Source organism: Planotetraspora silvatica, from assembly GCF_016863315.1.
In the GTDB taxonomy this organism is placed as follows: Bacteria; Actinomycetota; Actinomycetes; order Streptosporangiales; family Streptosporangiaceae; genus Planotetraspora; species Planotetraspora silvatica.
In genome coordinates this window covers 61,320-86,163 of record NZ_BOOQ01000051.1, presented here as the reverse complement: position 1 = coordinate 86,163, position 24,844 = coordinate 61,320, and the positions used below count along the sequence as shown (strand labels likewise).

Here is a 24,844-nt window from a genome sequence, read left to right as displayed (position 1 = left end):
TTTTGAAGAAGTTTCTCGGGCAGGGGACAACTCATGGACGACAGTCTCGAGTCCCGCCTCGCCGCCGGGGACGCCGGAGCGGTGGGGGAGTGCTACCGCGCGCACGCCCCGGCGGTCCGCTCGTTCCTGCGGCGGCTGGTCCCGCACGAGGACGTCGACGATGTGCTCCAGGTCGTGTTCACCGAGGTGTGGCGGTCACGGCACCGCTTCGACCCCACGAGGAGCCTGCCCGCCTGGCTCTTCGGGATCGCCCGCAAACGGGCGGTGGACCATTTGCGGGCCCGCAGGCCGCAGACGTTGCCGCTGGACGCCGTGGCGGACCCGGCGGGAGCGGACGGGCGCGTGGCGGGGGAGGAACTGGCCGACCGCGACCGGATCCGCAGGGCGCTGGACGAGCTCCCGGCGGTCCAGCGCCAGGCCATCGAGCTCGCCTATTACGGCGATCTGACCCAGCGGGAGATCGCCGACAGGCTGCGGGTGCCGCTCGGCACGGTCAAGGCCCGCACGGCACGCGGGCTCCACCGGCTCGCCGCGCTGCTCCCGCGCGTGGCCGCGTGACCGGACCCGCCCGCGGCGGTCCGGTCCGGAGACAGGGGGTGTGATCATGGGCGACGTCAGGCCGCGGCTCGCGGTCTCCAGTTGCCTGCTGGGCGAGCCGGTCCGGTTCAACGGGGGCCACAGCCGCGACAGGTTCGTCACCGGCCCCCTGTCCGAACACGTGGATCGGGTGCCCGTCTGCCCGGAGATGGAGATCGGCCTCGGCGCCCCGCGCGAGACGCTCCGCCTCGAACGCTCCGCACGCGGACCACGCTTGATGACCCGCTCGTCCCGGACCGACCTCACCGACCGCATGACGGCCCACGCGGAGTCCCGCGCGGCGGGTCTCGACGTGGACGGCTACGTCTTCAAGGCCAAGAGCCCCAGTTGCGGGCTCCACGGCATCCCGATCCACGCGGGCGGAGCCGGCACTCCGGGCGCGGGGGGCGCGAGAGTGGACGCCGACCGGCGCGACCGCGGCCTGTTCGCGGGCATCGTGGTCGGCGTCCACCCGTTGCTCGCGGTCGAGGACGAGGGCCGGCTGCACGACGCCGTGCTCCGCGAGGCGTTCGTCGAGCGGATCTTCGCGGTCGCGCGGCTCCGTGAGTTCCTGGCCGGCGACTGGCGGGCGCGCGACCTGGTGGCCTTCCACGCCGCCCACAAGATGCAACTCCTCGCGCACGCCCCCGCCGTCTACCGCGAGCTCGGCCGGCTGGTCGCCGAGGCGGGCTCACGCCCGCGCGACGACCTGGCGGCCGCATATGGCCACGCGTTCCGCACGGCCATGGCCGTACGCGCGTCCGTCGGCCGTAACGCCAACGTCCTGGAGCACTGTCTCGGGATGGTCGGCGACCGTCTCGGGCGGGTCCGCCGGGCCGACGTGCTCGACGTGATCGGCGCCTACCGGGCCCGGCAGGTCGCTCTGAACGTGCCCGTGACCCTGCTCCGCCACCACGCGAGGGGCGAAGGGGTCACGTACGTCTCCGGCCAGACCTACTTCCGGCCCTACCCGGACGATCTCGGGCTGCGCAACCACATCGCCGCCTGACCCCGGGCCGCCGAGGTCAGGCGGACTGCGCGGCGTCTCCGGAACGGCCCGCGCCGGACGGCGCGCGGCCGGCCTGTCCACCGTGGCCCGGTTCCGCCGCGGACTCCGCGGGCCTGCCGGATTCCCCGCTCTCCTCGGGTTTCCCGCTGTGCCCGCTCTCCTCGGGTTCCCCGCCCTCCTCGACCGACTCGAGGCCGGCGAGGATCGTGGCCAGGATGTCGTGGAACTGCCGTATCTGGTCCCGTGAGAGCGGGTCGAACACGCGGCGCCGCACCTCGTCGACGTGGCCGGGGGCGGCCTTCTCGAGTGCGGCGAAGCCCTCGGCGGTCAGCCTCGCCACGGTGGTGCGCCGATCCTCGTCGTGCTTGATCCGCCGCACCCAGCCCTTCTCCTCCAGGCGTGCCATGGCATGCGAGAGCCTGCTGGCGGAGAACTGGGTCACCGAGGCGAGCTGCGTCATGGTCATCGTGCGGTCGGGCGACTCCGAGAGGCAGACGAGCATGATGTAGTACGCGTGAGGGATGCCCGAGTCCTGCTGCAGTTGCCGTTCGAGGGCTTCCCAGAGCAGGTGGTTGGTCCAGATGTAGGCGCGCCACGCCCCCTGTTCGTCCTCGTCGAGCCAACGCGTCTCCGGCATGCGCTCAAGCGTACCGACGAGGTTGAGATTTCAACCGTCTTCCGGTGATCCGATCCCTCCGCTTCCGCCGGCCGGTCCGGTCGCCTCCGCCGCTCGATCCCTCCGCCTCCCGCGGCCCGTTGCTGCGCCGTCCGGTCCGGCCGCGTAAGACGGGATGGCGGCCGCGCGGTTTGAAACCGTCACGCGAGGAACTGTCGAAGCATGGACGCACTCGCGAAAGTCGACGCCTACTGGCGAGCCGCCAACTACCTGTCCGTCGGTCAGATCTACCTCATGGACAACCCGCTGCTCGCCGAGCCGCTCCGGCCCGAGCACGTCAAGCCCAGGCTCCTCGGCCACTGGGGGACCACCCCAGGCCTGAACTTCTGCTTCGCGCACCTCAACCGGGTCATCCGGGAGCGCGACCAGAACATGATCTACATCTGCGGGCCGGGCCACGGCGGCCCTGCCGCGGTCGCGCACGCCTGGCTGGAGGGCTCCTACAGCGAGCGGTACCCCGACGTCTCCCGGGACGCGCAGGGCATGCGACGGCTGTTCCGGCAGTTCTCCTTCCCCGGCGGCATCCCCAGTCACGTCGCCCCCGAGACGCCCGGGTCGATCCACGAGGGCGGCGAGCTGGGCTACTCGCTCGCCCACGCGTACGGCGCCGCCTTCGACAACCCCGATCTCGTCGTCGCGTGCGTCATCGGCGACGGGGAGGCCGAGACCGGCCCCTTGGCCGCCAGCTGGCACTCCAACAAGTTCCTCGACCGGGGCAGGGACGGCGTCGTCCTGCCGATCCTGCACCTCAACGGATACAAGATCGCCAACCCGGCCGTGCTCGCCAGGATCCCCGAGGACGACCTGGTCAAGCTCATGGAGGGCTACGGCTACCGCCCCCACATCGTGTCGGGGGACGACCCGGGGGCCGTTCACGAGGAGATGGCGGAGACGCTGGAGTCGGTCTTCGACGAACTCGCCGACGGCGGACGGCTCCCCATGATCGTCCTCCGTACGCCGAAGGGCTGGACCGGCCCTCGCGAGGTCGACGGGCTGCCCGTCGAGGGCACCTGGCGGGCCCACCAGGTGCCGCTGCAGGGGGTCAGGGAGCGGCCGGAGCACCTCGCGATGCTGGAGGAGTGGATGCGCTCCTACCGGCCGCAGGAGCTTTTCGACGCCGCCGGCGGCCCGGTCGAGGAGATCCTCCGTACGGTGCCGGACGGCCCGCGCAGGATGAGCGCCAACCCGCACGCCAACGGCGGGGAACTGCTGCGCCCGCTGGTGCTGCCCGATTTCCGCGACTACGCGGTCGAGGTGAAGTCGCACGCGTCCTCGCCCACCGAGCCGACCCGGGTGCTCGGCGGCTTCCTGCGGGACGTGTTCGCCGCGAACCCCGGGAACTTCCGGCTGATGGGCCCGGACGAGACGGCGTCCAACCGGCTGTCGGCGGTGTTCGAGGCCACTCCCAAGGCGTGGGACGCCGAGATCCTCCCCACCGACGAGCACCTGGCTCCCGACGGCCGGGTGATGGAGGTGCTGAGCGAGCACCTGTGCCAGGGGTGGCTGGAGGGATACCTGCTGACCGGCCGGCACGGCCTGTTCAACTGCTACGAGGCGTTCATCCACATCGTCGACGCGATGTTCAACCAGCACGCCAAATGGCTGGAGTCGACCCGGAGGATCGGGTGGCGGCGCCCGGTGGCCTCGCTGAACTACCTGCTGTCCTCGCACGTCTGGCGGCAGGACCACAACGGCTTCAGCCACCAGGACCCCGGATTCCTCGACGTCGTGATGAACAAGAAGTCGTCCGTCGTCCGGGTCTACCTGCCGCCGGACGCCAACACCCTGCTGTCGGTCGCCGACCACTGCCTGCGCTCACGGGACTACGTCAACGTGGTCGTGGCCGGGAAGCACCCCGTGCTCGATCTCATGAGCATGGACGAGGCCGTCGGCCACTGCACCCGCGGCGTGGGCGTCCTCGACTGGGCGAGCAACGACGACGGGGTCGAGCCCGACGTCGTGCTGGCCTGCGCCGGCGACGTGCCGACCCTGGAGACTCTCGCCGCCGCGGCGCTGCTCCGCGCCCACCTGCCCGAGCTCAGGATCCGGGTCGTCAACGTGGTCGACCTCATGCGCCTGCAGCCGCCGTCCGAGCATCCGCACGGCATGAGCGACGCCGAGTTCGACACGGTCTTCACCGCGGACAAGCCCGTCATCTTCAACTTCCACGGCTATCCGTGGCTGATCCACCGGCTCACCTACCGGCGCAACGGCCACGACAACCTCCACGTCCGGGGGTACCGGGAGGAGGGCACCACCACGACGCCGTTCGACATGGCGATGATGAACGACATCGACCGCTACCACCTGGTGATGGACGTCATCGACCGGGTGCCCGCGCTCGGCGGCAGGCAGGCGCACCTGCGCCAGCACATGGCGGACACCCGCCTCCACTGCAAGCTCCACACGCGGGAGCACGGTGAGGACCCCGTCGAGATCCGCGAATGGGTGTGGCCCTACTGACCGCGCGTTCCCGGGCGTCGTTCCCGGGCGTCGTTTCCGGGAAAGGACTCGCAGCCCGATCATCGCGTCATTAGGGTCATACGGTGATCGAGGGCATCGATGTGTCCGATTGGCTGCCGTCCGTGGAGTGGGACGGCGCCCTGTTCGGCTTCGCCAGGGCCACCGAGGGCGATCGGGGCACCGACGCGGCGTACGCGGGCCATCGAGCCGCCATGAACGCGGCGGGCGTGCTGGCGGGGGCGTACCACGTGGCCAGGCCGGGGGGCGATCCGCTCGCCCAGGCCACGCACTTCCTCAGCCACTCGGACGCCGGCCTGCTCGCCGTCGATCTCCGCGTCTCCGACGGGCTCGCGCCCGCCGAGGTGGCCGCCTTCGCCCGGCGGTGGTGCGACGAGGTGCGTCGCCTCGCGGGAGTGCGGCCCATCGTCCGGACGATGCGCCACTTCGCCGCCGAAGGGAACTGTGCGGGCCTGGAAGACCTCCCGCTGTGGATCACCGCCCCCGACCGGCCCAGGGGGCAGCCGGCCGTCCCCCCGCCCTGGACGTCCTGGACGCTGCACCAATACGCCAACAGCCCGGTGAACCGCGACACCTTCGCCGGATCACTGGAGGAACTCTCGACCCTCGCCACGCGGGAGTAACCAAGCGAAATAGGGGTGGTGGCACCGGTAGCATCGGATGCGGAAGGCATCCGCCCGGGCCGTCGAGGCATGGTCCGGCTCGCGGGGCCTCCGTCACATCAGTCCCGCAGCATCCGTACGCAAGGAGCCACCGTGTCTGCCGTCCTCGAAATACGCATCACCCTCGCCGGAGCCGAGCGTGTGGTCGCGGCGGGGACGACGGCGGGGGAGGCCCTGGGCGCCGACGGCAGAACGGTCATCGCGGCGAGGATCAACGGCGACCTGCGCGACCTGGCCGCCGAGGTGTCCGAAGGCGACGTCGTCGAGCCGGTCGCGATCGACAGTGCCGACGGCCGGGCGATCCTGCGCCACTCGACCGCGCACGTCATGGCCCAGGCCGTCCAGGAGATCTTCCCGGAGGCCCGGCTCGGCATCGGCCCGCCCGTGGAGAACGGCTTCTACTACGACTTCGACGTCAAGGACCCGTTCACCCCCGACGACCTCAAGCGCATCGAGAAGCGCATGCGCGAGATCGTCAAGCAGGGGCAGACCTTCAGCCGGCGGCCGGTCTCCGACGACGACGCACGCCAGGAACTCGCGGCCGAGCCGTACAAGCTGGAGCTCATCGGGCTCAAGGGCGGCGCGGCCGGCTCCGACGACGGCGCGGACGTCGAGGTGGGCGGCGCGGAGCTGACCATCTACGACAACCTCGACCCCAAGGCGGGCGAGTTGTGCTGGAAGGACCTGTGCCGCGGGCCGCACCTGCCGACCACCCGGGTCATCCCGGCGTTCAAGCTGATGCGGTCCGGCGGCGCCTACTGGCGGGGCAGCGAGAAGAACCCGCAGCTTCAGCGCATCTACGGCACCGCGTGGGAGTCCCGGGACAAGCAGGACGAATACCTCCGCCTGCTGGAGGAGGCCGAGAAGCGCGACCATCGCAAGCTGGGCGCCGAGCTGGACCTGTTCTCCTTCCCCGACGAGCTCGGTTCGGGGCTGCCGGTGTTCCACCCCAAGGGGGGTGTGATCCGCCGCGTCATGGAGGATTACTCGCGCCGCAGGCACGAGGAGGCGGGCTACTCCTTCGTGAACACGCCGCACATCACCAAGGAGCACCTCTACAAGGTCTCCGGCCACCTCGACTGGTACGCCGACGGCATGTTCCCGCCCATGGAGCTCGAGGGCGCGCGGTACTACCTGAAGCCGATGAACTGCCCCATGCACAACCTGATCTTCAGGGCGCGCGGGCGGTCCTACCGCGAGCTGCCGCTGCGGTTGTTCGAGTTCGGCACCGTGTACCGGTACGAGAAGTCAGGCGTGATCCACGGGCTGACCCGGGTCCGCGGCCTCACCCAGGACGACGCGCACATCTACTGCACCCGTGAGCAGATGCGCGACGAGCTGAAGTCGCTGCTGCGGTTCGTGCTCGACCTGCTCCGCGACTACGGCCTCGAAGACTTCTACCTGGAGCTGTCCACCAAGGACCCGGTGAAGTACGTCGGCTCCGACGACGCGTGGGAGGAGGCCACCGAGACCCTGCGCGAGGTGGCCGAGTCGGAGAACCTCGATCTGGTGCTCGACCCGGGTGGCGCGGCCTTCTACGGCCCCAAGATCTCCGTGCAGGTGCGGGACGCCATCGGCCGGTCATGGCAGATGTCGACCATCCAGCTCGACTTCAACCTGCCGGAGCTCTTCGAGCTGGAATACCAGTCGGGTGACGGATCGCGGCAGCAGCCGGTGATGATCCACCGGGCGCTGTTCGGGTCGATCGAGCGGTTCTTCGGCGTGCTGGTCGAGCACTACGCGGGCGCCTTCCCGCCCTGGCTCGCCCCGGTGCAGGTCGTCGGCATCCCGATCGCCGACGCCCACGCCCCTTACCTGCTGGACGTCGCCAAGCGGCTGCGGGAGCACGGCATCAGGGTCGAGGTCGACGTGGCCGACGACCGGATGCAGAAGAAGATCCGCAACGCGCAGAAGGCCAAGGTGCCGTTCATGTTGCTCGCGGGCGACGAGGACGTCGCGGCCGGCGCGGTGTCGTTCCGGTACCGGAACGGTGAGCAGAAGAACGGGGTGCCGATCGACGAGGCGATCGCCGAGATCGTCGACGCCGTCGAGCGGCGCGTCCAGGTCTGACGAAAACGGCTACGGCCTGTGCCCCACTTGGTGGGACGCAGGCCGTAGCCGTTTCAAGACCCGCGGAGGGCCGTCCTAGAAGCTTCCGTCCTCGGGCTCGGCGGGCTTGTCGCTACCCTCGCCGGGCAGACGCACGTCGTCCACGGTGACGTTGACCTCGGTGACCCGCATGCCGAGCATGTGGCTGACCGACCGAGCCACGTTGGCCCGCACGTCGGTGGCCACCTCCATCACGATGTAGCCGTACTCGATCACGATGGTGATGTCGACGGTCACCTGCTGGTTGATGATCTGGGCTCGGACGCCCTGGTTGGCGCGCTTGGCGCCGAGCCCGATGCGGTCACGGACGCTCTCGAACGCGCGCTCGAGGTCGCCGCCGAGGTCCGCCACACCGGCGATCTCCAAAGCGGCGAGGGCCGCGACCTTCTCGACGACCTCGTCCGCCACCTTGATCCTGCCCTGGACGGCCACAGAGAAGCCGTCGGAGACCACGGAGACGCTCCCCGGCTCCGGCAGGGTGAACCCACCCTGGCTGGGGGCCTCGGCGGGCGTGGCCTCCGCCGCCTCCCCGCCCTCGTGGTCGAACTCGTCATGCTGATCGTCAGCGTGATCCTGGCCCTGCTCGACTGCGACGTCGGTCATTGTCCAACTCCTCGGCGATTACGGCCCCGCGTGCTCCGCGCAGCAGGAGAAGTCTGCCCGAAGATCGAATGGTTTGTCCCGAACAATGCCCAGCACGCGTAGGAGAGATCCGCGAGTCATATGCTGCTTCACATGCGGCAGGCACGGCGGAACGAGGGGAGAGGGCGGCTGTGAGTTCAGAGCCCATCGAGCAGGCCGGCGCGGGGACGCCGGACAACTTCCAACGCCTCTGGACCCCGCATCGCATGGCGTACATCAAGGGCGAGAACAAGCCGAGCGGGACGGGGGAGGACGACGGGTGCCCGTTCTGTGAGATCCCCAAGATGCCTGACGAGGACGGCCTGATCGTCGCCCGGGGCTCCACCGTCTACGCCGTCCTGAACCTGTACCCGTACAACTCCGGCCACCTGATGGTCGTGCCGTACCGGCACGTGGCCGACTACGCGGACCTGGACGAGGCGGAGACCGCCGAACTGGCCGAGTTCACCAAGCGCTCCACGCTCGCCCTCAGGAAGGCCAGCGGCGCCCAGGGGTTCAACATCGGCATGAACCTCGGCGGCGTCGCGGGCGCCGGCATCGCCGCCCACCTGCACCAGCACGTGGTTCCCCGGTGGGGCGGCGACACCAACTTCATGCCCGTCGTCGGGCACACCAAGGTCCTGCCGCAGCTTCTGCGGGACACCCGCACGCTGCTCGCGGACGCCTGGCCCGCATCCTAGGCGGGCTGCTCCGCGGGGCTGCTGTTGCTCCGCAGGGCTAGGCGGGTTGCTCCGCGGGGCTGGGCTCGAGCGACGGGACGGTGCCCGGCACCTGCTCGCCGAGTTCCAGTGCGCGGATGCCCGCGCTGAGCACGAGCGGGACGGCGAGGGCGAGGGCCATCGACAGGACGGCGGCCCCCGAGTCGTTGACCAGCATGCCCACCACGCCGCTGACGAGCGCACCGAGCAGGCCCGCCTTGAGCGTCGGCGCCCGTTCGAACGCGAGCGGCAACACGCCCGCGCTCGCCTTGCCGGGGCGGAGCAGCGCGAAGACGAGGAACGCGAACGCGGCGATCACCACGGGCATCAGGTTCGGGCTGATCAGCGTGTGCAACATCGCGCCGAGCTTGCGTGAGATCACGGGAAGGAAGGTGCCGTCGAAGACCTGCCCGACGAACCGCCCCAGGTGTGTCTGGTCGGCGGCCGGGCGGAGGTAGTCGAGGTAGGCGATGCCCATGACGAGCACCCCGCCCGCCACGCAGAAGGCGCCGAGCTTGATGATCGACACCCGCTTGCCCGCCACGATCAGCGCCGCCACGGCGATGCCCGGAACGAAGGCGATGACGCCGCCGAAGTCGCTGCCGACGCCCGGCCAGCCGTCCAGCAACATCGCGAAGCCGCCCAGACCGGCCACCAGGCTCACGGCGACCGTCTTGCGGCCGGAGCGGACCAGCCTGTCGGCGATCGCCGTCGTGACGAGCAGAACGGCCGTCGCGAGAAGGGCGAACGGGATGTTGCCGAGGCCGTAGTAGCGGGCGCCGACCACTCCCGTGTAGCCCATCATGCTGTTGAGCTGGAGCGGCGTCCCCGTCAGCAGGTCGCCGAGCAGCACGACCGCCGTCACGCCCGCGACCACGGTCGGCGGTCCGAGCAGGCTGCGGCGCCATGGTCCGAGGAGGGCGACCGCGCTCAGCAGCACGGCCGTCACCAGGATCGCGCTGAAGAGAGTGACCGTCGGCAGCGGCGAACGGGCCCAGGGGAGGAGGTTGACGAGGTAGGTCGAGGCGGGGATCGAGGCGAGGGTGATGGCCGCGAGCCGGACGCCGCGCAGGCCGCTGCGGCGGCGCATCAGCAGGAACGCCGTGATGTAGAAGGCCACCTGCAGCACGGCCACAGTGGTGAAGAACACCCCGGTCCAGTCGCGGACCGTCTGCCCGGCCACGTCGGCCACCTTCAGGGAGTCGACCTGCTCGCCGACGTTCCGTCCGGTCGCGTGGCTCTCCATCGTCGTCCCCACCACGGTCGCCGGAGGCGTGACGGCCAGGCCGGCGAGGATCGTGGACGTGAAGTCGGGAAGGATCACCATGTCGTCCCGATGGGTCGACCGGCTGCCGAGCGTGAGTCGCTCCGCGGGGCCGGCCGTACCGGGCGTGTACTGCATGGCCGCCCGCAGGTGGGGGACCGTCCCGTGGTCGGAGAGCCCGGCGACGAGGATCGTGCTGGTCCCGAGATTGAGAAGCACCGGTCCCAGCGTCGCGTCCGCCGCCTTGACCGCCGCGCGGCGGGCCTCGGGGGTGAGCTTCTCGACGGTCGTGGTGACCTTGTCGTTCTCGATGTACGGCGTGATCAGGTCGCCGGCGTCGACCGCGACGACCTTGCAGCGGGTCCAGTCGGTCACCTGCGCCGGGGTGTCGGCGTACACGTCGACCTTGCCCTGCCGGTCGGCCAGGGCGAGCGCGGCCCCGGGGCCGACCGCCATCGTGCACTGCCGCGCGTCGTGGACGGCCTGGCCGAGCGTGCCCGCGTACTGCTGGTCGCGGACGTCCCAGAGCCAGTTGAACTCCGGCACGACGGCGCTCTCGCCCTGCTTCTCCGGGGTGGGCGGCAGGCCGCATTTGGCCCCCACCGCCGACCTGACTCCGGCCGAGACCGTGAGCCAGCCGTCATAGGGGCAGGTGATGTTGCCGACGGTCCGTACGGACAGGGAGCCGAGGGCGCTCGACCCGGCCAGCTTCCACAGGTTCGGGGTGTCGGTCTGGTTGATGTCGCTCCACATCAGACCGGGCACCCCGATGAGGACCACCTGTCGGCCTTGAGCGGCGTCGGTGGTCGCCTGTGGGGCCTGGACTTGGGCCATGGCCGCGCCTGCGGGGGCGAGCACGCAGAACAGCGCCCCCACCACTAGCGCGATCAGCCGACGCCTCACGGTTGACCTCCTGGATCATGCACTGGATCATGCGCAAGTTCGCGCCCACGCTATCGGACCAGCCCACCCCTTGTGCGTGATCATGCTCAAGTTCGGCGGAAGGCCTTCCGACCTGCGCCGACACCGTTCGTGATCATGCACAGGTTCGGGTGGAGGCGCCGCGACCTGCGCGAACTCCAAGCGTGATCATGCACAGATTCGTGAAGTTCCCCTGCGATCTGCGAAGACTTCGACCGTGATCATGCACGGGTTCGTGAATTGCCGATGCACCAGCGGGAAGCCCGGTCGTGATCATGCACGAGTTCGCCTGGAGGATCGATGAGCAGGAGGAAGGTTGTTCGTGATCATGCGCGGCCGGACTCGGCTGTCTCAGGCCATCCGGTCGGGCGCCCGTTCGCGATCCGGCGATTGCTTGATCACGGAGCGCATCGGGCCAGGTCCAGGACCATTTCGTCGAAGGCGTGCATGATCGCAACCGGGGTTCCCGCTGGTCGCGGCGCCTCCACCCGAACCTGTGCACGATCACGAACGGTGTTGGGGCAGGTCGGGCGGCTACTTTACGAACTTGTGCATGATCACGCTTTGGGTTCGAGCAGGTCGGAAGGCCTCCGCCCGAACCCGTGCATGATCACGCCTGAGGGTGGGTCGAGCGGTGTCCCGAGGGGTGGGTCAGCGGATGGTCAGGCGGGTGGGGAGGCTTTCGTTGCCGAGACGGTCGAGGGCGGTCACGTAGTACGTGCCGGCGGCCTTGCCCGCGTAGGTGGGAGCGGACGTGGCCGGGACGACGGCGATGAGATTCCGGCCGTCGGCCGTGGCGCACGTGCCGGCACTGTCGACCAGGTAGATCCCGAAGGCGCGGGCGCCGGGCTGGGCGGTCCACGCGAGCGTCCGGCCGCCGTGCTTCAGCCCGCTCGGGGCGGCGGGAGCCTTGGTGCTCATCCCCTTGATCAGGGGGATGAGCGCGGGCCTGGTGTAGTACTCCTTCGCGAGCCGGTCCATGACCGAGAGCGGGTTCGTGCGGAGCTGGGAAGCGTTGAAGAACACGTCGCCCTTGACCTCGGGATACTTCTGGTTGACCGCCAGGTGCGAGGGCAGTTCGTCAGGCTTGGCCCAGGCCGGGATCGTCTTGGTGCCCACCTGATAGAGCGCCTGGCCGATGTAGAGGTCGACGCCGGTGCCCTTGACCGCGTTCGCCCACCAGGGGACCAGGACGTTGTAGTCGGCGATCGCGTATCCCCGCGGCCAGTAGATCTGGGGGATCAGGTAATCCACCGAACGCGCCTTGATCCACGCCTTCGCGTCCGCATAAATCGAGCTATAAGCGGACATGCCCTTTGTATTTGAGCCCGATGAAACTTCGGATTTGTTTCGCCAGATGCCGAAGGGGCTGACGCCGAACTTCACGTACGGCTTCTCCGTGTGAACGGCCTTCGACACCTGGGCGATCAGCTTGTTGACGTTGTCGCGCCGCCAGTCGGCCAGCTTCATGCCCTTGCCGTACGTTTTGAAGGCGGCCGAGTCGGCGAACTGCGTCCCCTGCCCCGGATAGGGATAGAAGTAGTCGTCGAAGTGGATGCCGTCCACGTCGTAGCGCCGGGTCACGTCCTTAACGACCTTGGTGACCCAGTCGCGGACCTGGGGGAGCCCGGGGTTGTAGTAGAGCTTGCCCTCGTGCTTCACGACCCAATTGGGGTGAAGGCGGGCGGGGTGGTTCGCGGGCAGTTTCGACAGGTCCGTGGTGTCACCGGCGCGGTAGGGGTTGAACCATGCGTGGAACTCCATGCCGCGCTTGTGCGCCTCCTGGATGAGGAAGGGCAGCGGATCCCAGCCGGGGCTCTTGCCCGCCGTGCCGGTCAGGTACTGGGACCAGGGCTCGAGCGAGGAGCTGTATAGAGCGTCCGAGGCCGGCCGTACCTGCAGGAACACCGCGTTGAACCGGCGCTTGGCCGCGAGGTCGAGGAGCTTGACGTACTCGGCCCGCTGCTGGGCGGGAGTCAGGCCGGCGCGGGAGGGCCAGTCCAGGTTGTGCACCGTGGCGATCCAGATGCCGCGCAGTTGCCGCTTGGCGTAGCGGGCGCTGGTCGTGCACGACGCCGTGTTCGCGGGTTCGGCCATCGTCGCTCCAGATCCCGCCGCGGGGGAGCGGGGGGTCGCGGGGCGTGCCACGGCACGCGCCTCACCCGCTCGCGCCGACAGTTGCGTCCGCGCGGCGGCGGCCTGCTCGACCTGGTCGGCCCGGGCACCCGGTCCGTAGGCGTACGCGACGCCCATGGCGGCAGCCGCGGCCAGGATGCCGGCGAGCAGCGGCCGGCTCACCCGTCTCCGCTCAGTCACGTGATGACCTCCCCGATTCCCGATGCATACCGCCATCAGTCTGGCATCGGCAAATCGATGGTTTCCCCGAAGAAAAGAAAGTCATCTCATGTTGCTGATGTGATAAAGCGAGACGCACGTCATGGAGTTCCCCGGGCGCCGGCCGTACGAAACTCCGGCGCCCGGGAACACCTGATGACCGCTAGGCGGAGTCCGAGGCGAGCTTGTCCGCGAGGTGCGAGGGGAGCGGCTCGTACCGCAGGAAGGTGCGGTGGAACGTCCCCGTGCCGTGGGACATCGACCGCAGATCGATGGCGTACCGGGTGATCTCCAGTTCCGGCACCTCCGCCTTGACCAGCGTGCGCCCGGTGCCCACGGGCTCGGTGCCGAGGACCCTGCCGCGCCGCGAGGACAGGTCCGACATGACGGCCCCGACGAACTCGTCGGCCACCAGGATGGACACCTGGTCGACCGGCTCGAGCAGCAACGTCGGCACCTTCGCCGCGGCCTCCTTCAGCGCCAGCTGGCCCGCGATCTGGAAGGCCATGTCCGAGGAGTCGACCGAGTGCGCCTTGCCGTCGTAGAGGGTGACGCGGATGTCGACCATCGGATATCCGGCGACGACCCCGCGCTCCATCTGCGCCCGCACTCCCTTCTCCACCGACGGGATGAACTGGCGTGGCACCACGCCGCCGACGATCTTGTCGACGAACTCCAGCCCGCCACCCGACGGCAGCGGCTCGATCTCGAGATGGCAGACGGCGTACTGCCCGTGGCCTCCGGTCTGCTTGACGTTGCGCCCGGTGCCCTGGACCTTCCCGCCGAACGTCTCCCGCAGCGGCACCCGCAGCTCGACCTTCTCCACCTCCACGCCGTGCCGCTTGGACAGCCGGTCGAGCAGGACGTCGGCATGGGCCTCGCCCATGCACCAGAGCACGAGCTGGCGGGTCTCGGCGTTGTTCTCCAGCCGCAACGTCGGATCTTCGGCGACGAGACGGGCGAGCGCCTGACTCAGCTTGTCCTCGTCGGCCTTCGACTTGGCCTGGATCGCGACGGGCAGCAGCGGGTCGGGCATGTCCCACGCCCTCATGAGCAGCGGGTTGTCCTTGTCCGACAGGGTGTCGCCGGTCTCCGCGCGCGTCAGCTTCGCGATCGCGCAGATGTCGCCGGCCACGCACTTGCCGAACGGCCGCTGGGTCTTGCCCAGGGGCGAGGACAGGCTGCCGACGCGTTCGTCCACGTCATGGTCCTCGTGCCCCCGATCGGCCATTCCGTGCCCGGAGACGTGGACGACCATGTCGGGGTGGAGGGTCCCGGAGAAGACCCGCACCAGACTGATCCGCCCGACGTACGGATCGCTCGTCGTCTTGACTACTTCGGCCACCAAAGGCCCGGCCGGATCGGCGGTGATGTTGGTCACCGGCTTGCCGTCGGTCGTCGTGATCTCGGGAAGCGGGTGCTCGATCGGCGAGGGGAAACCCTGGGTGACGATCTCCAGGATCTCCAGCATGCCGACGCCCGGCGCCGCGGCCAGGACCGGGTGGAAGGTGCCCCGCGCGACGGCCTTCTCCAGGTCGTCGATGAGGACCTTGGTGTCGATCTCCTCACCGGAGAGGTAACGGTCCATGAGGGACTCGTCCTCGCTCTCCTGGATGATCCCCTCGATCAGGTCGCCCCGGTACTGCTCGATCAAATCGAGCTGGCCGGAGTCCGGTTCCCGCTCCGTACGGCCGCCGGCGCCGTACTCGAAGAACCTCTGGGACAGCAGGCCGAGCAGCCCGATGCCGTCCACGGGAAGATAGAGGGGAGCGACGCCGTCTCCGAAGGACTCCTGGCAACTCGCGAGGACCTCGTCGAAGTTGGCACGCGGATGGTCGATCTTCGTGATGATCACCGCACGGGGCATGCCGACCAGCCCGCACTCTTCCCAGAGCATCCGGGTCAGGCCGTCGACGCCCTCGGCGGCCGAGACGACGAACAGCGCCGCGTCCGCCGCGCGCAGTCCCGCGCGCAGGTCGCCGACGAAGTCCGCGTAACCGGGGGTGTCGAGAAAATTGATCTTGATTCCGTTGTGCACGACGGGGGCGACGCAGAGGTTGACCGAGCGTTGCTGGCGAACCTCCACCTCGTCGAAGTCGCACACCGTGGTGCCGTCCTCGACCCTGCCTGTGCGCGGTACGGTGCCCGTCGCCACGAGCAACGCCTCGATCAGGGTGGTCTTGCCGGCTCCGGAATGGCCGACCAGCACGACATTGCGCACCATGTCCGGCCGATCGGCCGCGGGTGCTCTGCCCGCGGCTCCTGTTGTAGCGCCGGTAGATCTTTCGGCCACGTCGCCTCCCGCGTCTCAGAGCGGTCGGGATGGGCACGTCGCACGCTCCCCGCGCCGGCCGCTCGTGCCGTCGCTGTCCGCGCCCATGGCCCCGCCCTCGCGGAGCGCGCGTGGGAGTCAACGTGGCGTTTCACTGCACGTCATCTCCACGCGGCCTGTCAGGCGCGTGTTCTTCACCCTTTACCCATGTGGCGAGGATCACAAGACTTTTCGACGGAATGTCCTCGCGAGCTCGCCGTGCTGTTCATGGCCTACGATCGGACGGCCATGTTGAGCATCCTGCGCCCTGCCGTCACCCGAGTCATGACGCCGCTGGGCAGAACCCTCGCCCGGCTGGGCATCTCGCCCGACGCCATCACCCTGGTCGGAACGCTGGGCGTGGTGGCCTCGGCGCTCTTCTTCTTTCCCCGCGGACAACTGTTCCTCGGAACCGTCGTGATCACCGTCTTCGTGTTCGCGGACGCGCTGGACGGCGTGCTCGCCAGAATGACGGGGAAGGGCAGCGTGTGGGGGGCCTTCCTGGACTCCACCCTGGACCGGCTGGCGGACGCCTCGGTCTTCTCAGGTCTCATCCTTTACTTCGTCCTCAAGGACGACCCGGAGATCATCCTCGCGGGTGTCGCCTTGTTCTGCCTCGTCGCGGGAGCATTGGTGTCCTACGCCAAGGCCAGGGCAGAGGGCCTGGGGATGACCGCGAACGTGGGCATCGCCGAGCGGACGGAGCGACTCGTGGTCGCGCTGGTCGCGGCCGGGTTGTCCGGGCTTGGCGTGCCGTACATCCTGGCGATCGGGCTCTGGCTGCTCGCGGCGGCGAGCGCCTTCACGGTCGTCCAGCGCATGGTCCACGTGTACCGACAGGCGGTGGTCAGATGAAGCGCGCGGCCGGCACCCCACCCGTGAGGGTGCCGCTGGGGGACCGTCTCGTGGCGGCGGCCTACTCGCTGGGCTGGGTCGTGGTCCGCCGGGTGCCCGAGAGGTTCGCCGCGTGGTTCTTCCGCTTCCTGGCCGACTATCTGTGGCGCAGGCAGGGCACGTCGGTACGCCGCCTGGAGTCCAACCTGGCGCGGGTCGTGGGCGGCGACCCCGCCGGCCCGGCCATCCGGGAGCTGAGCCGGGCCGGGATGCGGTCGTACTTCCGGTACTGGATGGAGGCGTTCCGCCTCCCCTCGATGGACCGGGACCGAATCCTCTCCGAGACCCGCGCCGTCGACGGGGAGTTCATCTTCGACAACATCGACAAGGGCCGCGGGGCGGTGATGGCCCTGCCCCACATGGGGAACTGGGACCTCGCCGGGGCGTGGCTGGCCCACAAGGGGTATCCCTTCACCACGGTCATGGAGCGATTGCGGCCCGAGTCGCTGTACGAACGGTTCCTGGCCTACCGGCAGAGCCTCGGCATGGAGGTCCTGCCTCTCACCAGCAAGGGCGGCGGCAGCGCGATGGCCTTCGGCACGCTGGCCAAGCGGCTGCGCGAGGGCCGTCCGGTGTGCCTGCCCGCCGAACGGGACCTGACCGCCTCGGGCGTGGAGGTCGACTTCTTCGGCGCCAAGACCCGCATGGTCGCCGGGCCCGCGCTGCTCGCGATCCAGACGGGGGCCGCGCTGCTGCCCGCCGTGTTGTGGTTCGAGGGCGACGGCTGGGGCATCCGCATCTATGAGGAGATCCCGGTGCCGGTGGAGGGGACCAGGCAGGAGAAGGTCGCCGCGATGACGCAGACCCTCGCCTCCGTCTTCGAGAAGGGCATCGCCGAGCACCCGGAGGACTGGCACATGCTCCAGCGCCTGTGGCTCGACGACCTGGAGCCCCGGCCTGTGGGAGCGCCGTGAAGATCGGCATCGTCTGCCCGTACACCTGGGACGTTCCGGGGGGTGTCCAGGCGCACATCCGGGATCTCGCCGAGGCGCTCATCGCCGACGGGCACGACGTGTCCGTGATCACTCCGGCGGCCGAGGACGCCCCGCTGCCGTCCTACGTCACCTCCGCCGGCCGCGCCGTGCCCGTGCCGTACAACGGGTCGGTGGCGCGTCTGGCCTTCGGCTTCCTGTCGGCCAACCGGGTGCGCAAGTGGATCAGGGAGGGCCGGTTCGACGTGCTGCACGTCCACGAGCCCGCCGTGCCGTCCCTCGGGGTGCTGGCCTGCTGGGTGGCGCGCGGCCCGATCGTGGCCACGTTCCACGCCTCCTACGAACGTTCGCGGGCCATGTCGGTGGCCGCGCCGATGTTGCAGAGCGCGCTGGAGAAGATCAACGCGAGGATCGCCGTCTCCGACGCGGCCCGCAGGACCCTCGTCGAGCACCTGGGCGGCGACGCCGTGCTGATCCCCAACGGGGTCACCGTCAGCAGATACGCCGAGGCCACGCCCCTTCCCGGGTGGGGGCCCGACGGCGGCGTGATCGGATTCCTCGGCCGGATGGACGAGCCGCGCAAGGGACTGCCCGTCCTGCTGGAGGCGTTCTCGCTGCTCGCCCCCGAGAGGCCGGGCCTGCGTCTGCTGATCGCCGGGCCCGGTGATCACGACGACGTGCTCGACCGGGTGCCCAAGCAGTACCGGGACCGCGTCGGGCTGCTGGGCATGGTGAGCGAGGCCGACAAGGTCCGCGCCTATCACTCCGTCGACGTGTTCTGCGCTCCCAACCTGGGCGGCGAGAGCTTCGGCATCGTCTTGACCGAGGCCATGTCCGCCGGGGCGCCGATCCTGGCCAGCGACATCCCCGCGTTCCGCCGGGTGCTCGGCGGAGGGCAGGCGGGGGCGCTGTTCGCGACCGGCGACGCCGCGGCGCTCGCCGAGGAGGCCGCACGTCTCCTCGACGACCCGGGCCGCCGGGCCAAGCTCTCCGACGAGGCCCGCCACGCCGTGCGCAAGTACGACTGGTCGACCGTCGCCCGTGACGTCCTACGCGTCTATGAGACCGCTGCCGCCGCGGACGCGGGGGTCGTGGAGGACGTCGCGTGACGACCACTCTGATCCTCGCCATCGGCGTGCTCGTGGTGCTCGCCAGCGTCTACGTCTCCTGGCGGGCGGGCCGGCTCGACCGCCTGCACATCAGGCTGGAGGCGGCGCAGGCCGCCCTCGACGCCGCCCTGCTGCGCCGCGCCGCCGTCAGCCTGGAACTCGCCGGATCGCGCATCCTCGACCCGGCGACGTCGCTCGTCCTCGCCGCCGCCGCCCACGAGGCCCGTACGTCGGGCCCCGAGGAGCGGGAACACGCCGAGAGCGACCTGTCCAAGACGCTGCGGGCGGTCGTCGACCAGGAACGGTTCGACGAGAAGCTCACCGAGCATCTCGCGGGCCCGGCGCTGATGAAGGAACTCGACACGGCGGTGGCCAAGGTCGTCTACTCCCGCCGCTTCTTCAACAACGCCGTCGCGGTCACCCGGAGGGCGCAGCGGCGCTGGTTGGCGCGCACGCTCAGGCTCGCGGGGCACACGGACTACCCTCAGTTCTTCGAGATCGACGACGCCCCGCCGGAGTCTCTTGCCGCGGAGTAGTCCGATTTGACCGAATGTATGCGGACATCGTGCCGCCCGCCGGTAAGCTCATGCCGTTTCATGGCATGAGGACCACGTCTGATGGGCATGTTGTGCCTGCTCAGGGGGTCCCCACGGGAGGTGCTGAACAATGCGGGCAGTGACGGGCTTCACCCTTGCCCTAGGGGTCGTGCTGGCGGGAGCGGGGTGCTCGTCGGACGAGGAGCCCGCCAAACAGCCACTGGCGGCCACAGCGTCGCCTTCGGCCTCCCCATCGCCGACGGCGCCGCCCGAGCATCCGTTCACGGGGCGTGAGACCGCCGACCGCAAGCCCGTGCTGCTGGTGAAGATCGAGAACACCCATGCGGGCAAGCCCCAGATGGGCCTGCGCAGCGCCGACATCGTCTACGTCGAGCAGGTGGAGGGCGGCCTGACCCGGCTGATGGCCGTGTTCTCGTCGAAGCTGCCCGCCCAGGTGGGGCCGGTCCGCAGCGCCCGCATCTCCGATCTGCACATCCTGCCGATCTTCGGCAAGCCGGCCCTCGGTTACTCCGGGGTCCAGCCGAAGATGATCCCCTTTGTTCAGAAGGCGCCGCTCTTCGACGTGTCCGACAGCGCCGCGCCCTCGGCGTACAGCCGCGTGCCCGGGCGGGTCGCGCCGTACAACCTGTTCGCGAGCCCGAAGAAGCTGCTGGCGAAGGCTCCGGACGCGAGCAAGGCGCAGGACATCGGCTTCGTCTTCTCCGACGAGGCGCCGGCGGGGGGCACCGCCAAGAAGTCGTACAGCGTGAAATATCCCGCGGCCAGGTTCTCCTTCGCCTGGTCGGCGCCGCAGAAGCGATGGCTGGTGACGCAGGACGGGGCCAAGGACATGGCGGCGGAGGGCGGCCAGCAGGGCGCGCCCACCGTCGTGATCCAGTGGGTCAAGACCGACCGTTCGCAGTTCCACGACGTCAACGGCAGCTACACGCCCCTCATCCACAGCGTGGGCGAGGGCAAGGGCATCGTGCTGCGGGACGGCAAGGCGTACAACGTGTCGTGGTCGCGGCCCTCGGAGAAGGAGGGCACCACCTACACGACGGCCGACGGGAAGCCGATGCCGTTCTCCCGGGGCCAGGTGTGGGTCGTGCTGGCTTCGAAGAAGCCGGTCTCTCCGTGACCGTGCAAACGGTACAAAGTTAGCGATCAATCCTGACAGAGTGGAACGTAAGGGGATGGACTGGCCAGGACCTACGATGGAGGGGACAATCGTAGGCCCGCCGACGTGAGGTAACACCGTGTCCAGCAGCACCCCCGAAATCAACGAGTCCGCCGTCGGCACCGCCCGCGTGAAGCGTGGAATGGCGGAGATGCTCAAGGGCGGGGTCATCATGGATGTCGTCACCCCTGAGCAGGCCAAGATCGCCGAGGATGCCGGTGCGGTGGCGGTCATGGCTCTGGAGCGCGTGCCCGCCGACATCCGCGCCCAGGGCGGCGTGTCGCGGATGAGCGACCCCGACATGATCGAGGGCATCATCGGCGCGGTGTCCATCCCGGTGATGGCCAAGGCGAGGATCGGCCACTTCGTCGAGGCTCAGGTGCTGCAGGCGCTCGGAGTCGACTACGTCGACGAGTCCGAGGTGCTGACGCCCGCCGACTACGCCAACCACATCGACAAGTGGCAGTTCACGGTGCCCTTCGTCTGTGGCGCGACCAACCTGGGGGAGGCGCTGCGCCGTATCACCGAGGGCGCCGCGATGATCCGCTCCAAGGGTGAGGCGGGCACCGGCGACGTCTCCAACGCGACCACCCACATGCGGCAGATCCGCGGCGAGCTGAAGCGGCTCACCTCCCTGCCCGAGGACGAGCTCTACGTCGCGGCCAAGGAACTGCAGGCGCCGTACGAGCTGGTCGCCGAGGTGGCCAAGGCCGGCAAGCTGCCGGTGGTGCTGTTCACGGCCGGTGGCATCGCGACACCCGCGGACGCGGCGATGATGATGCAGCTCGGCGCGGAGGGCGTTTTCGTCGGCTCGGGCATCTTCAAGTCGGGTGACCCGGCCAAGCGTGCGGCGGCGATCGTGAAGGCCACCACGTTCTTCGACGACCCCGATGTGATCGCCAAGGTCTCGCGCGGCCTGGGCGAGGCCATGGTCGGCATCAACGTGGACGACGTCCCCGTCTCGCACCGCCTGGCCGAACGCGGCTGGTAACCCCCCCACCCCGGGCGTGATCATGCACAGGTTCGGAGAAGGGTGTGCCGAGCTGCGCCTTCTCGCGCCGTGATCATGCACGCATTCGGGAATGTGCCGTCCGAGCTGGCCCTTTGCCGTTCGTGATCATGCGCAGGTTCCGGAATCGGCGACCTGAGCTGCTCGTTTGTTGTTCGTGATCATGCACGTCTTCTCGGGGTTCCGTGGACGTGCATGATCACGAACGGTGTTCGGGCACGTCGGGGGCGTGATCACCGAATCCGTGCATGATCACGGGGAGGGTTCGCGCAGGCGGGACGGCCTGAGCGCGAACCTGTGCATGATCACGCTCGGAGATGGGGCTGGTCGGACCCCACATCTCCGAACCTGTGCATGATCACGCCGGAGCGTGGGGGGTGGGGGTTAGGGTCTGGGGTGTGACGACGGACGACACGGGACGGTTGGCGGGGAGCCTGTCGCGGGAGCTGCGCCACCTCGTCATGCTGCTTCGCCGTACGACCGCGGGACAGCCGGTGACCGCCCAGCAGTACTCCGTTCTCGGTTCCCTCGAAGGCGCCCCGCGCCGCATGTCCGAGCTGGCCGAAGAGCACGGCGTGCAGTTGCCCACCATGACGGTCCAGATCAACCGGCTCGAGGACGCGGGCCTGGTCGCCCGCGGCACCGACGCCTCCGACGCCCGTGTCCGCACGGTCGAGCTGACCAGCGAGGGCCGGTCCCGGCTCCATGCCGTACGGCAGGCGAGGATCACCTATCTCAGCCGGCAGCTGGACAGGCTCACCGCTGAGGAACGGCGTGCCATCAGTGCGGCCCTGCCCGCGCTGGCCAAGCTCGGCCGCGGCTGACCATCCGCGCCCGCCGCCGGTTTGGGCCGTCGCCCCGCATGGTCATACGCTGAATCGGCCACCAGATGAAGGGAATGCCGTGACCTCTGCGCCGAAGATCGGTGTGCTCGCCCTCCAGGGCGACGTGCGCGAGCACGTTCGCGCCCTGGAATCGTCGGGCGCCGGCGCGATGCCCGTTCGCCGCCAGGAAGAGCTCGACGCGGTGGACGCGCTGGTCATCCCAGGTGGAGAGTCCACCACGATGTGGAAGCTCGCGACCGCGTTCGAGCTGCTCGAGCCGCTCCGGATGCGGATCAAGGAGGGCATGCCCGCCTACGGCTCCTGCGCCGGCATGATCATGCTGGCCGACCGCATCGAGGGCGGGATCGAGGGACAGCAGACGCTCGGCGGCATCGACATGGTCGTCCGCCGCAACGCGTTCGGCCGTCAGATCGACTCCTTCGAGGCCGATCTCGACTTCGCCTCGCGGGGGCTGATGAGGGCCGTGTTCATCCGCGCGCCCTGGGTCGAGTCCGTCGGCCCGGAGGTCGACGTGCTGGGTCGCGCTCGACGAGAGGATACGGTGAGCGATCCTGGGGATAGGATCGTCGCGGTCCGACAGGGGCCTCTGCTCGCGACATCCTTCCATCCGGAGCTGACCGGAGATGCGCGGGTTCATTCGTATTTTGTCGAAATGGTGAGGGAGTTCTAGGCGATGTCCGGCCACTCCAAATGGGCGACGACGAAGCACAAGAAGGCGGCGCTCGACTCCAAGCGCGGCAAGCTTTTCGCCAAGCTCATCAAGAACATCGAGGTCGCGGCCAGGACCGGCGGTCCCGATCCGGACGGCAACCCGACGCTGTACGACGCGATCACCAAGGCGCGGAAGAACTCCGTCCCCATCGACAACATCGAACGCGCGCGTAAGCGCGGCGGCGGTCTCGAGGCGGGCGGCGCCGACTGGCAGACCATCATGTACGAGGGCTACGCCCCCGGCGGCGTCGCCATCCTGATCGAGTGCCTGACCGACAACCGCAACCGCGCGGCGTCAGAGGTCAGGGTCGCTCTGACCCGCAACGGCGGCTCTCTCGCCGACCCCGGCTCGGTCTCGTACATGTTCAACCGCAAGGGCGTCGTGATCGTCCCGCGAGCCTCGCTCACCGAGGACGACGTGCTCATGGCCGTCCTGGACGCGGGGGCGGAGGAGGTCAACGACCTCGGCGAGAACTTCGAGGTCGTCTCCGAGGCGACCGACCTCATCCCGGTCCGCAAGGCCCTGCAGGAGGCCGGGATCGACTACGAGTCGGCCGAGGCGAGCTTCATGGCCACGATGAACGTCCCGCTCGACGAGGAGGGCGCCCGCAAGGTCTTCCGCCTCATCGACGCGCTCGAGGACAGCGACGACGTCCAGAACGTCTGGGGCAACTTCGACGTCAGCGACGAGGTCATGGAGAAGCTCGAAGAGGACTAGCGCCGGGCGAAAAAGGGTCGCGTCTGCGACTGCGGGCGGCTTAGCTTTGTCGTTTGTGGACATTCGCGACCTGACGGCCGATGATCTCGACGCCGTGCTCGACAACCGCAAGCGTGCTTTCGGCCCGCTCTCCCCGGGAGACGTGGAGACGTGGCGCAAACGCTTCGAGATCCTGCCCGAAGGGTCCTACCTGGGCTCCTTCGAAGGCTCCCGGCTGACCGGCACGGCACGGATCAACCGCTTCACCCAGTGGTGGCACGGGCGGGCGCTGTCCATGGGGGGCATCGCCGGGGTGACCGTCGCGCCGGAGGACCGCGGACGCGGCGTGGGCCACATGCTCATGTCGGCTGTGATCGACCGGTGCGGCGAACTCGGGCACGTCACGTCCGCGCTCTATCCGGCCACCACGCCGCTCTACCGGAGCCTGGGCTGGGAGCACGCGGGGGCGCAGTTGACGGCCGTCCTGCCCACTGAGGCGCTGCGGGGCATGGGCGACGGCGCTTCCAGAGCCGTGAAGCTGCGCCGTATGGGCCCGGACGACGCGCCGGAGCTGATGGCGGTGCTGGAGCGCGTCTACGCCTCCACCCGCGCCAGCGGCCCGCTCGGCTGGGATGAGCCCACATGGCGCCTGTGGCTCGACGACGATGACGACTTCTGCTACCTGGCCGACGACGGCTACGTGATCTACCGCTGGGACTCCGGGGACATCGAGGTCGACAACCTCGTCGCCGGCTCCGAGGCCACGGCACGCGCGCTGTGGTCGCTCGTCGGCACCGCCTCGTCGATCGCCACGTCGGTCAAGGCCAGCGTCGAGCCCCACGACCCGGTTCTGTGGATGCTCCGCGAGCGGCAGTCGGACGAGGTCAGGCAGACGCGCTGGATGTACCGCCTGATCGATCTGCCCGCCGCCGTCGGACAGCGCGGCTTCCCCGCCGGGGTGTCCCTCGACATGGTGATCGAGGTCGACGACCCGCAGCGGGCCGCCAACTCGGGCACCTGGCGCCTGGAGGTCGCCTCCGGATCCGGTACGGCTTCCGCCGGGGCCGCCACCGAGCCGGGGCGGTCGCCCCGATTCGCGATCGGCGGCCTGTCGGCACTGTTCGCCGGAGTCCCCACGTCCACTCTCCGGCGTACGGGACGGCTCGCCGGCGGATCTCCCGAGGCCGACGACCTGCTGGACGCCGCCTTCAACTGCGCCGCGTACATGATCGATTACTTCTGACGCGAGCG

21 protein-coding genes are annotated in these 24,844 nt (G+C 69.4%); 16 read left to right on the top strand and 5 right to left on the bottom strand.

Annotation, left to right across the window (positions count from 1 at the left end; genetic code table 11):
• Window positions 1–33 precede the first annotated feature (33 nt).
• Both Psi02_RS33660 and Psi02_RS33655 read left to right on the top strand, forming a co-directional pair.
• On the top strand, window positions 34–558 hold the full coding sequence (locus Psi02_RS33660; RefSeq protein ID WP_203979897.1) for an RNA polymerase sigma factor: 525 nt from the start codon (window positions 34–36) through the stop codon (window positions 556–558).
• Window positions 559–604: 46 nt separating this feature from the next.
• On the top strand, window positions 605–1,585 hold the full coding sequence (locus tag Psi02_RS33655; RefSeq protein WP_203979896.1) for a YbgA family protein: 981 nt from the start codon (window positions 605–607) through the stop codon (window positions 1,583–1,585).
• A gap of 16 nt (window positions 1,586–1,601) precedes the next feature.
• On the opposite strand, the gene Psi02_RS33650 is transcribed toward Psi02_RS33655, so the two are convergent.
• Window positions 1,602–2,222 carry a MarR family winged helix-turn-helix transcriptional regulator gene (locus tag Psi02_RS33650; RefSeq protein ID WP_203979895.1) on the bottom strand — a complete coding sequence of 207 codons (621 nt, stop codon included), beginning with the start codon at window positions 2,220–2,222 and terminating at the stop codon, window positions 1,602–1,604.
• Between the two features lie 201 nt (window positions 2,223–2,423).
• On the opposite strand from Psi02_RS33650, the gene Psi02_RS33645 reads away from it, so the two are divergent.
• The 3 genes from Psi02_RS33645 (at window position 2,424) to thrS (ending at window position 7,474) form a co-directional block, all read left to right on the top strand.
• Window positions 2,424–4,724, top strand: a complete 2,301-nt coding sequence (locus Psi02_RS33645; protein WP_203979894.1) for a phosphoketolase family protein — start codon at window positions 2,424–2,426, stop codon at window positions 4,722–4,724.
• A gap of 83 nt (window positions 4,725–4,807) precedes the next feature.
• Window positions 4,808–5,365 (top strand): glycoside hydrolase family 25 protein, encoded by a 558-nt coding sequence (locus tag Psi02_RS33640; RefSeq protein WP_203979893.1) that lies wholly within the window; start codon window positions 4,808–4,810, stop codon window positions 5,363–5,365.
• Window positions 5,366–5,497: 132 nt separating this feature from the next.
• Window positions 5,498–7,474: a threonine--tRNA ligase gene (thrS, locus tag Psi02_RS33635; RefSeq protein ID WP_203979892.1), complete on the top strand. Its 1,977-nt coding sequence runs from the start codon at window positions 5,498–5,500 to the stop codon at window positions 7,472–7,474.
• A 75-nt stretch (window positions 7,475–7,549) separates the two neighbouring features.
• On the opposite strand, the gene Psi02_RS33630 is transcribed toward thrS, so the two are convergent.
• Window positions 7,550–8,116 carry an Asp23/Gls24 family envelope stress response protein gene (locus Psi02_RS33630; protein ID WP_203979891.1) on the bottom strand — a complete coding sequence of 189 codons (567 nt, stop codon included), beginning with the start codon at window positions 8,114–8,116 and terminating at the stop codon, window positions 7,550–7,552.
• 170 nt (window positions 8,117–8,286) lie between these two features.
• Here Psi02_RS33630 and Psi02_RS33625 point away from each other — a divergent pair, with 170 nt between their 5' ends.
• Entirely contained in the window at window positions 8,287–8,835 is a 549-nt protein-coding gene (locus Psi02_RS33625) for an HIT family protein (RefSeq protein ID WP_239095385.1), read from the top strand.
• A 37-nt stretch (window positions 8,836–8,872) separates the two neighbouring features.
• Here the strand turns inward: Psi02_RS33625 and Psi02_RS33620 are convergent, their stop codons facing one another.
• The 3 genes from Psi02_RS33620 to Psi02_RS33610 form a co-directional block, all read right to left on the bottom strand.
• Window positions 8,873–11,020 (bottom strand): hypothetical protein, encoded by a 2,148-nt coding sequence (locus tag Psi02_RS33620; RefSeq protein ID WP_203979890.1) that lies wholly within the window; start codon window positions 11,018–11,020, stop codon window positions 8,873–8,875.
• Window positions 11,021–11,689: 669 nt separating this feature from the next.
• Entirely contained in the window at window positions 11,690–13,354 is a 1,665-nt protein-coding gene (locus Psi02_RS33615; protein WP_239095384.1) for a glycoside hydrolase family 10-like protein, read from the bottom strand.
• Window positions 13,355–13,535: 181 nt separating this feature from the next.
• Entirely contained in the window at window positions 13,536–15,665 is a 2,130-nt protein-coding gene (locus tag Psi02_RS33610; protein WP_203979889.1) for an elongation factor G-like protein EF-G2, read from the bottom strand.
• Between the two features lie 267 nt (window positions 15,666–15,932).
• Between Psi02_RS33610 and pgsA the strand changes: the two genes are divergently transcribed.
• The 10 genes from pgsA (at window position 15,933) to Psi02_RS33560 (ending at window position 24,836) form a co-directional block, all read left to right on the top strand.
• Window positions 15,933–16,538, top strand: a complete 606-nt coding sequence (gene pgsA / locus Psi02_RS33605; RefSeq protein ID WP_203979888.1) for a phosphatidylinositol phosphate synthase — start codon at window positions 15,933–15,935, stop codon at window positions 16,536–16,538.
• Window positions 16,535–17,491: a phosphatidylinositol mannoside acyltransferase gene (locus Psi02_RS33600; protein WP_203979887.1), complete on the top strand. Its 957-nt coding sequence runs from the start codon at window positions 16,535–16,537 to the stop codon at window positions 17,489–17,491. Before pgsA ends, Psi02_RS33600 begins: the two co-directional genes overlap by 4 nt.
• Complete coding sequence (locus Psi02_RS33595) at window positions 17,488–18,618, top strand: glycosyltransferase family 4 protein (RefSeq protein ID WP_203979886.1); 1,131 nt, start codon at window positions 17,488–17,490, stop codon at window positions 18,616–18,618. The genes Psi02_RS33600 and Psi02_RS33595 overlap by 4 nt, the downstream gene beginning before the upstream one ends.
• Window positions 18,615–19,154, top strand: a complete 540-nt coding sequence (locus tag Psi02_RS33590) for a hypothetical protein (protein WP_203979885.1) — start codon at window positions 18,615–18,617, stop codon at window positions 19,152–19,154. The genes Psi02_RS33595 and Psi02_RS33590 overlap by 4 nt, the downstream gene beginning before the upstream one ends.
• A 130-nt stretch (window positions 19,155–19,284) precedes the next feature.
• Window positions 19,285–20,292, top strand: a complete 1,008-nt coding sequence (locus tag Psi02_RS33585; RefSeq protein WP_203979884.1) for a DUF3048 domain-containing protein — start codon at window positions 19,285–19,287, stop codon at window positions 20,290–20,292.
• 118 nt (window positions 20,293–20,410) lie between these two features.
• Complete coding sequence (pdxS, locus tag Psi02_RS33580; protein ID WP_203957859.1) at window positions 20,411–21,322, top strand: pyridoxal 5'-phosphate synthase lyase subunit PdxS; 912 nt, start codon at window positions 20,411–20,413, stop codon at window positions 21,320–21,322.
• A gap of 416 nt (window positions 21,323–21,738) precedes the next feature.
• Window positions 21,739–22,164 (top strand): MarR family winged helix-turn-helix transcriptional regulator, encoded by a 426-nt coding sequence (locus Psi02_RS33575; RefSeq protein ID WP_239095383.1) that lies wholly within the window; start codon window positions 21,739–21,741, stop codon window positions 22,162–22,164.
• 79 nt (window positions 22,165–22,243) lie between these two features.
• A complete protein-coding gene (pdxT, locus tag Psi02_RS33570; RefSeq protein ID WP_203979882.1) occupies window positions 22,244–22,855 on the top strand; it encodes a pyridoxal 5'-phosphate synthase glutaminase subunit PdxT in 612 nt (203 codons plus the stop codon).
• A gap of 3 nt (window positions 22,856–22,858) precedes the next feature.
• Window positions 22,859–23,614 (top strand): YebC/PmpR family DNA-binding transcriptional regulator, encoded by a 756-nt coding sequence (locus tag Psi02_RS33565; protein ID WP_203979881.1) that lies wholly within the window; start codon window positions 22,859–22,861, stop codon window positions 23,612–23,614.
• A 55-nt stretch (window positions 23,615–23,669) separates the two neighbouring features.
• The gene (locus tag Psi02_RS33560; RefSeq protein WP_203979880.1) at window positions 23,670–24,836 is read left to right on the top strand and encodes a GNAT family N-acetyltransferase; all 1,167 of its coding nucleotides are present in this window, start codon (window positions 23,670–23,672) and stop codon (window positions 24,834–24,836) included.
• The last annotated feature ends 8 nt before the right edge of the window (window positions 24,837–24,844 follow it).

Coding starts and splice junctions, on each gene's coding strand:
- Psi02_RS33660 (WP_203979897.1), top strand. CDS start 34: ATGGACGACAGTCTCGAGTCCCGCCTCGCCGCCGGGGACGCCGGAGCG.
- Psi02_RS33655 (WP_203979896.1), top strand. CDS start 605: ATGGGCGACGTCAGGCCGCGGCTCGCGGTCTCCAGTTGCCTGCTGGGC.
- Psi02_RS33650 (WP_203979895.1), bottom strand. CDS start 2,222: ATGCCGGAGACGCGTTGGCTCGACGAGGACGAACAGGGGGCGTGGCGC.
- Psi02_RS33645 (WP_203979894.1), top strand. CDS start 2,424: ATGGACGCACTCGCGAAAGTCGACGCCTACTGGCGAGCCGCCAACTAC.
- Psi02_RS33630 (WP_203979891.1), bottom strand. CDS start 8,116: ATGACCGACGTCGCAGTCGAGCAGGGCCAGGATCACGCTGACGATCAG.
- pgsA (WP_203979888.1), top strand. CDS start 15,933: ATGTTGAGCATCCTGCGCCCTGCCGTCACCCGAGTCATGACGCCGCTG.
- Psi02_RS33600 (WP_203979887.1), top strand. CDS start 16,535: ATGAAGCGCGCGGCCGGCACCCCACCCGTGAGGGTGCCGCTGGGGGAC.
- Psi02_RS33585 (WP_203979884.1), top strand. CDS start 19,285: ATGCGGGCAGTGACGGGCTTCACCCTTGCCCTAGGGGTCGTGCTGGCG.
- Psi02_RS33565 (WP_203979881.1), top strand. CDS start 22,859: ATGTCCGGCCACTCCAAATGGGCGACGACGAAGCACAAGAAGGCGGCG.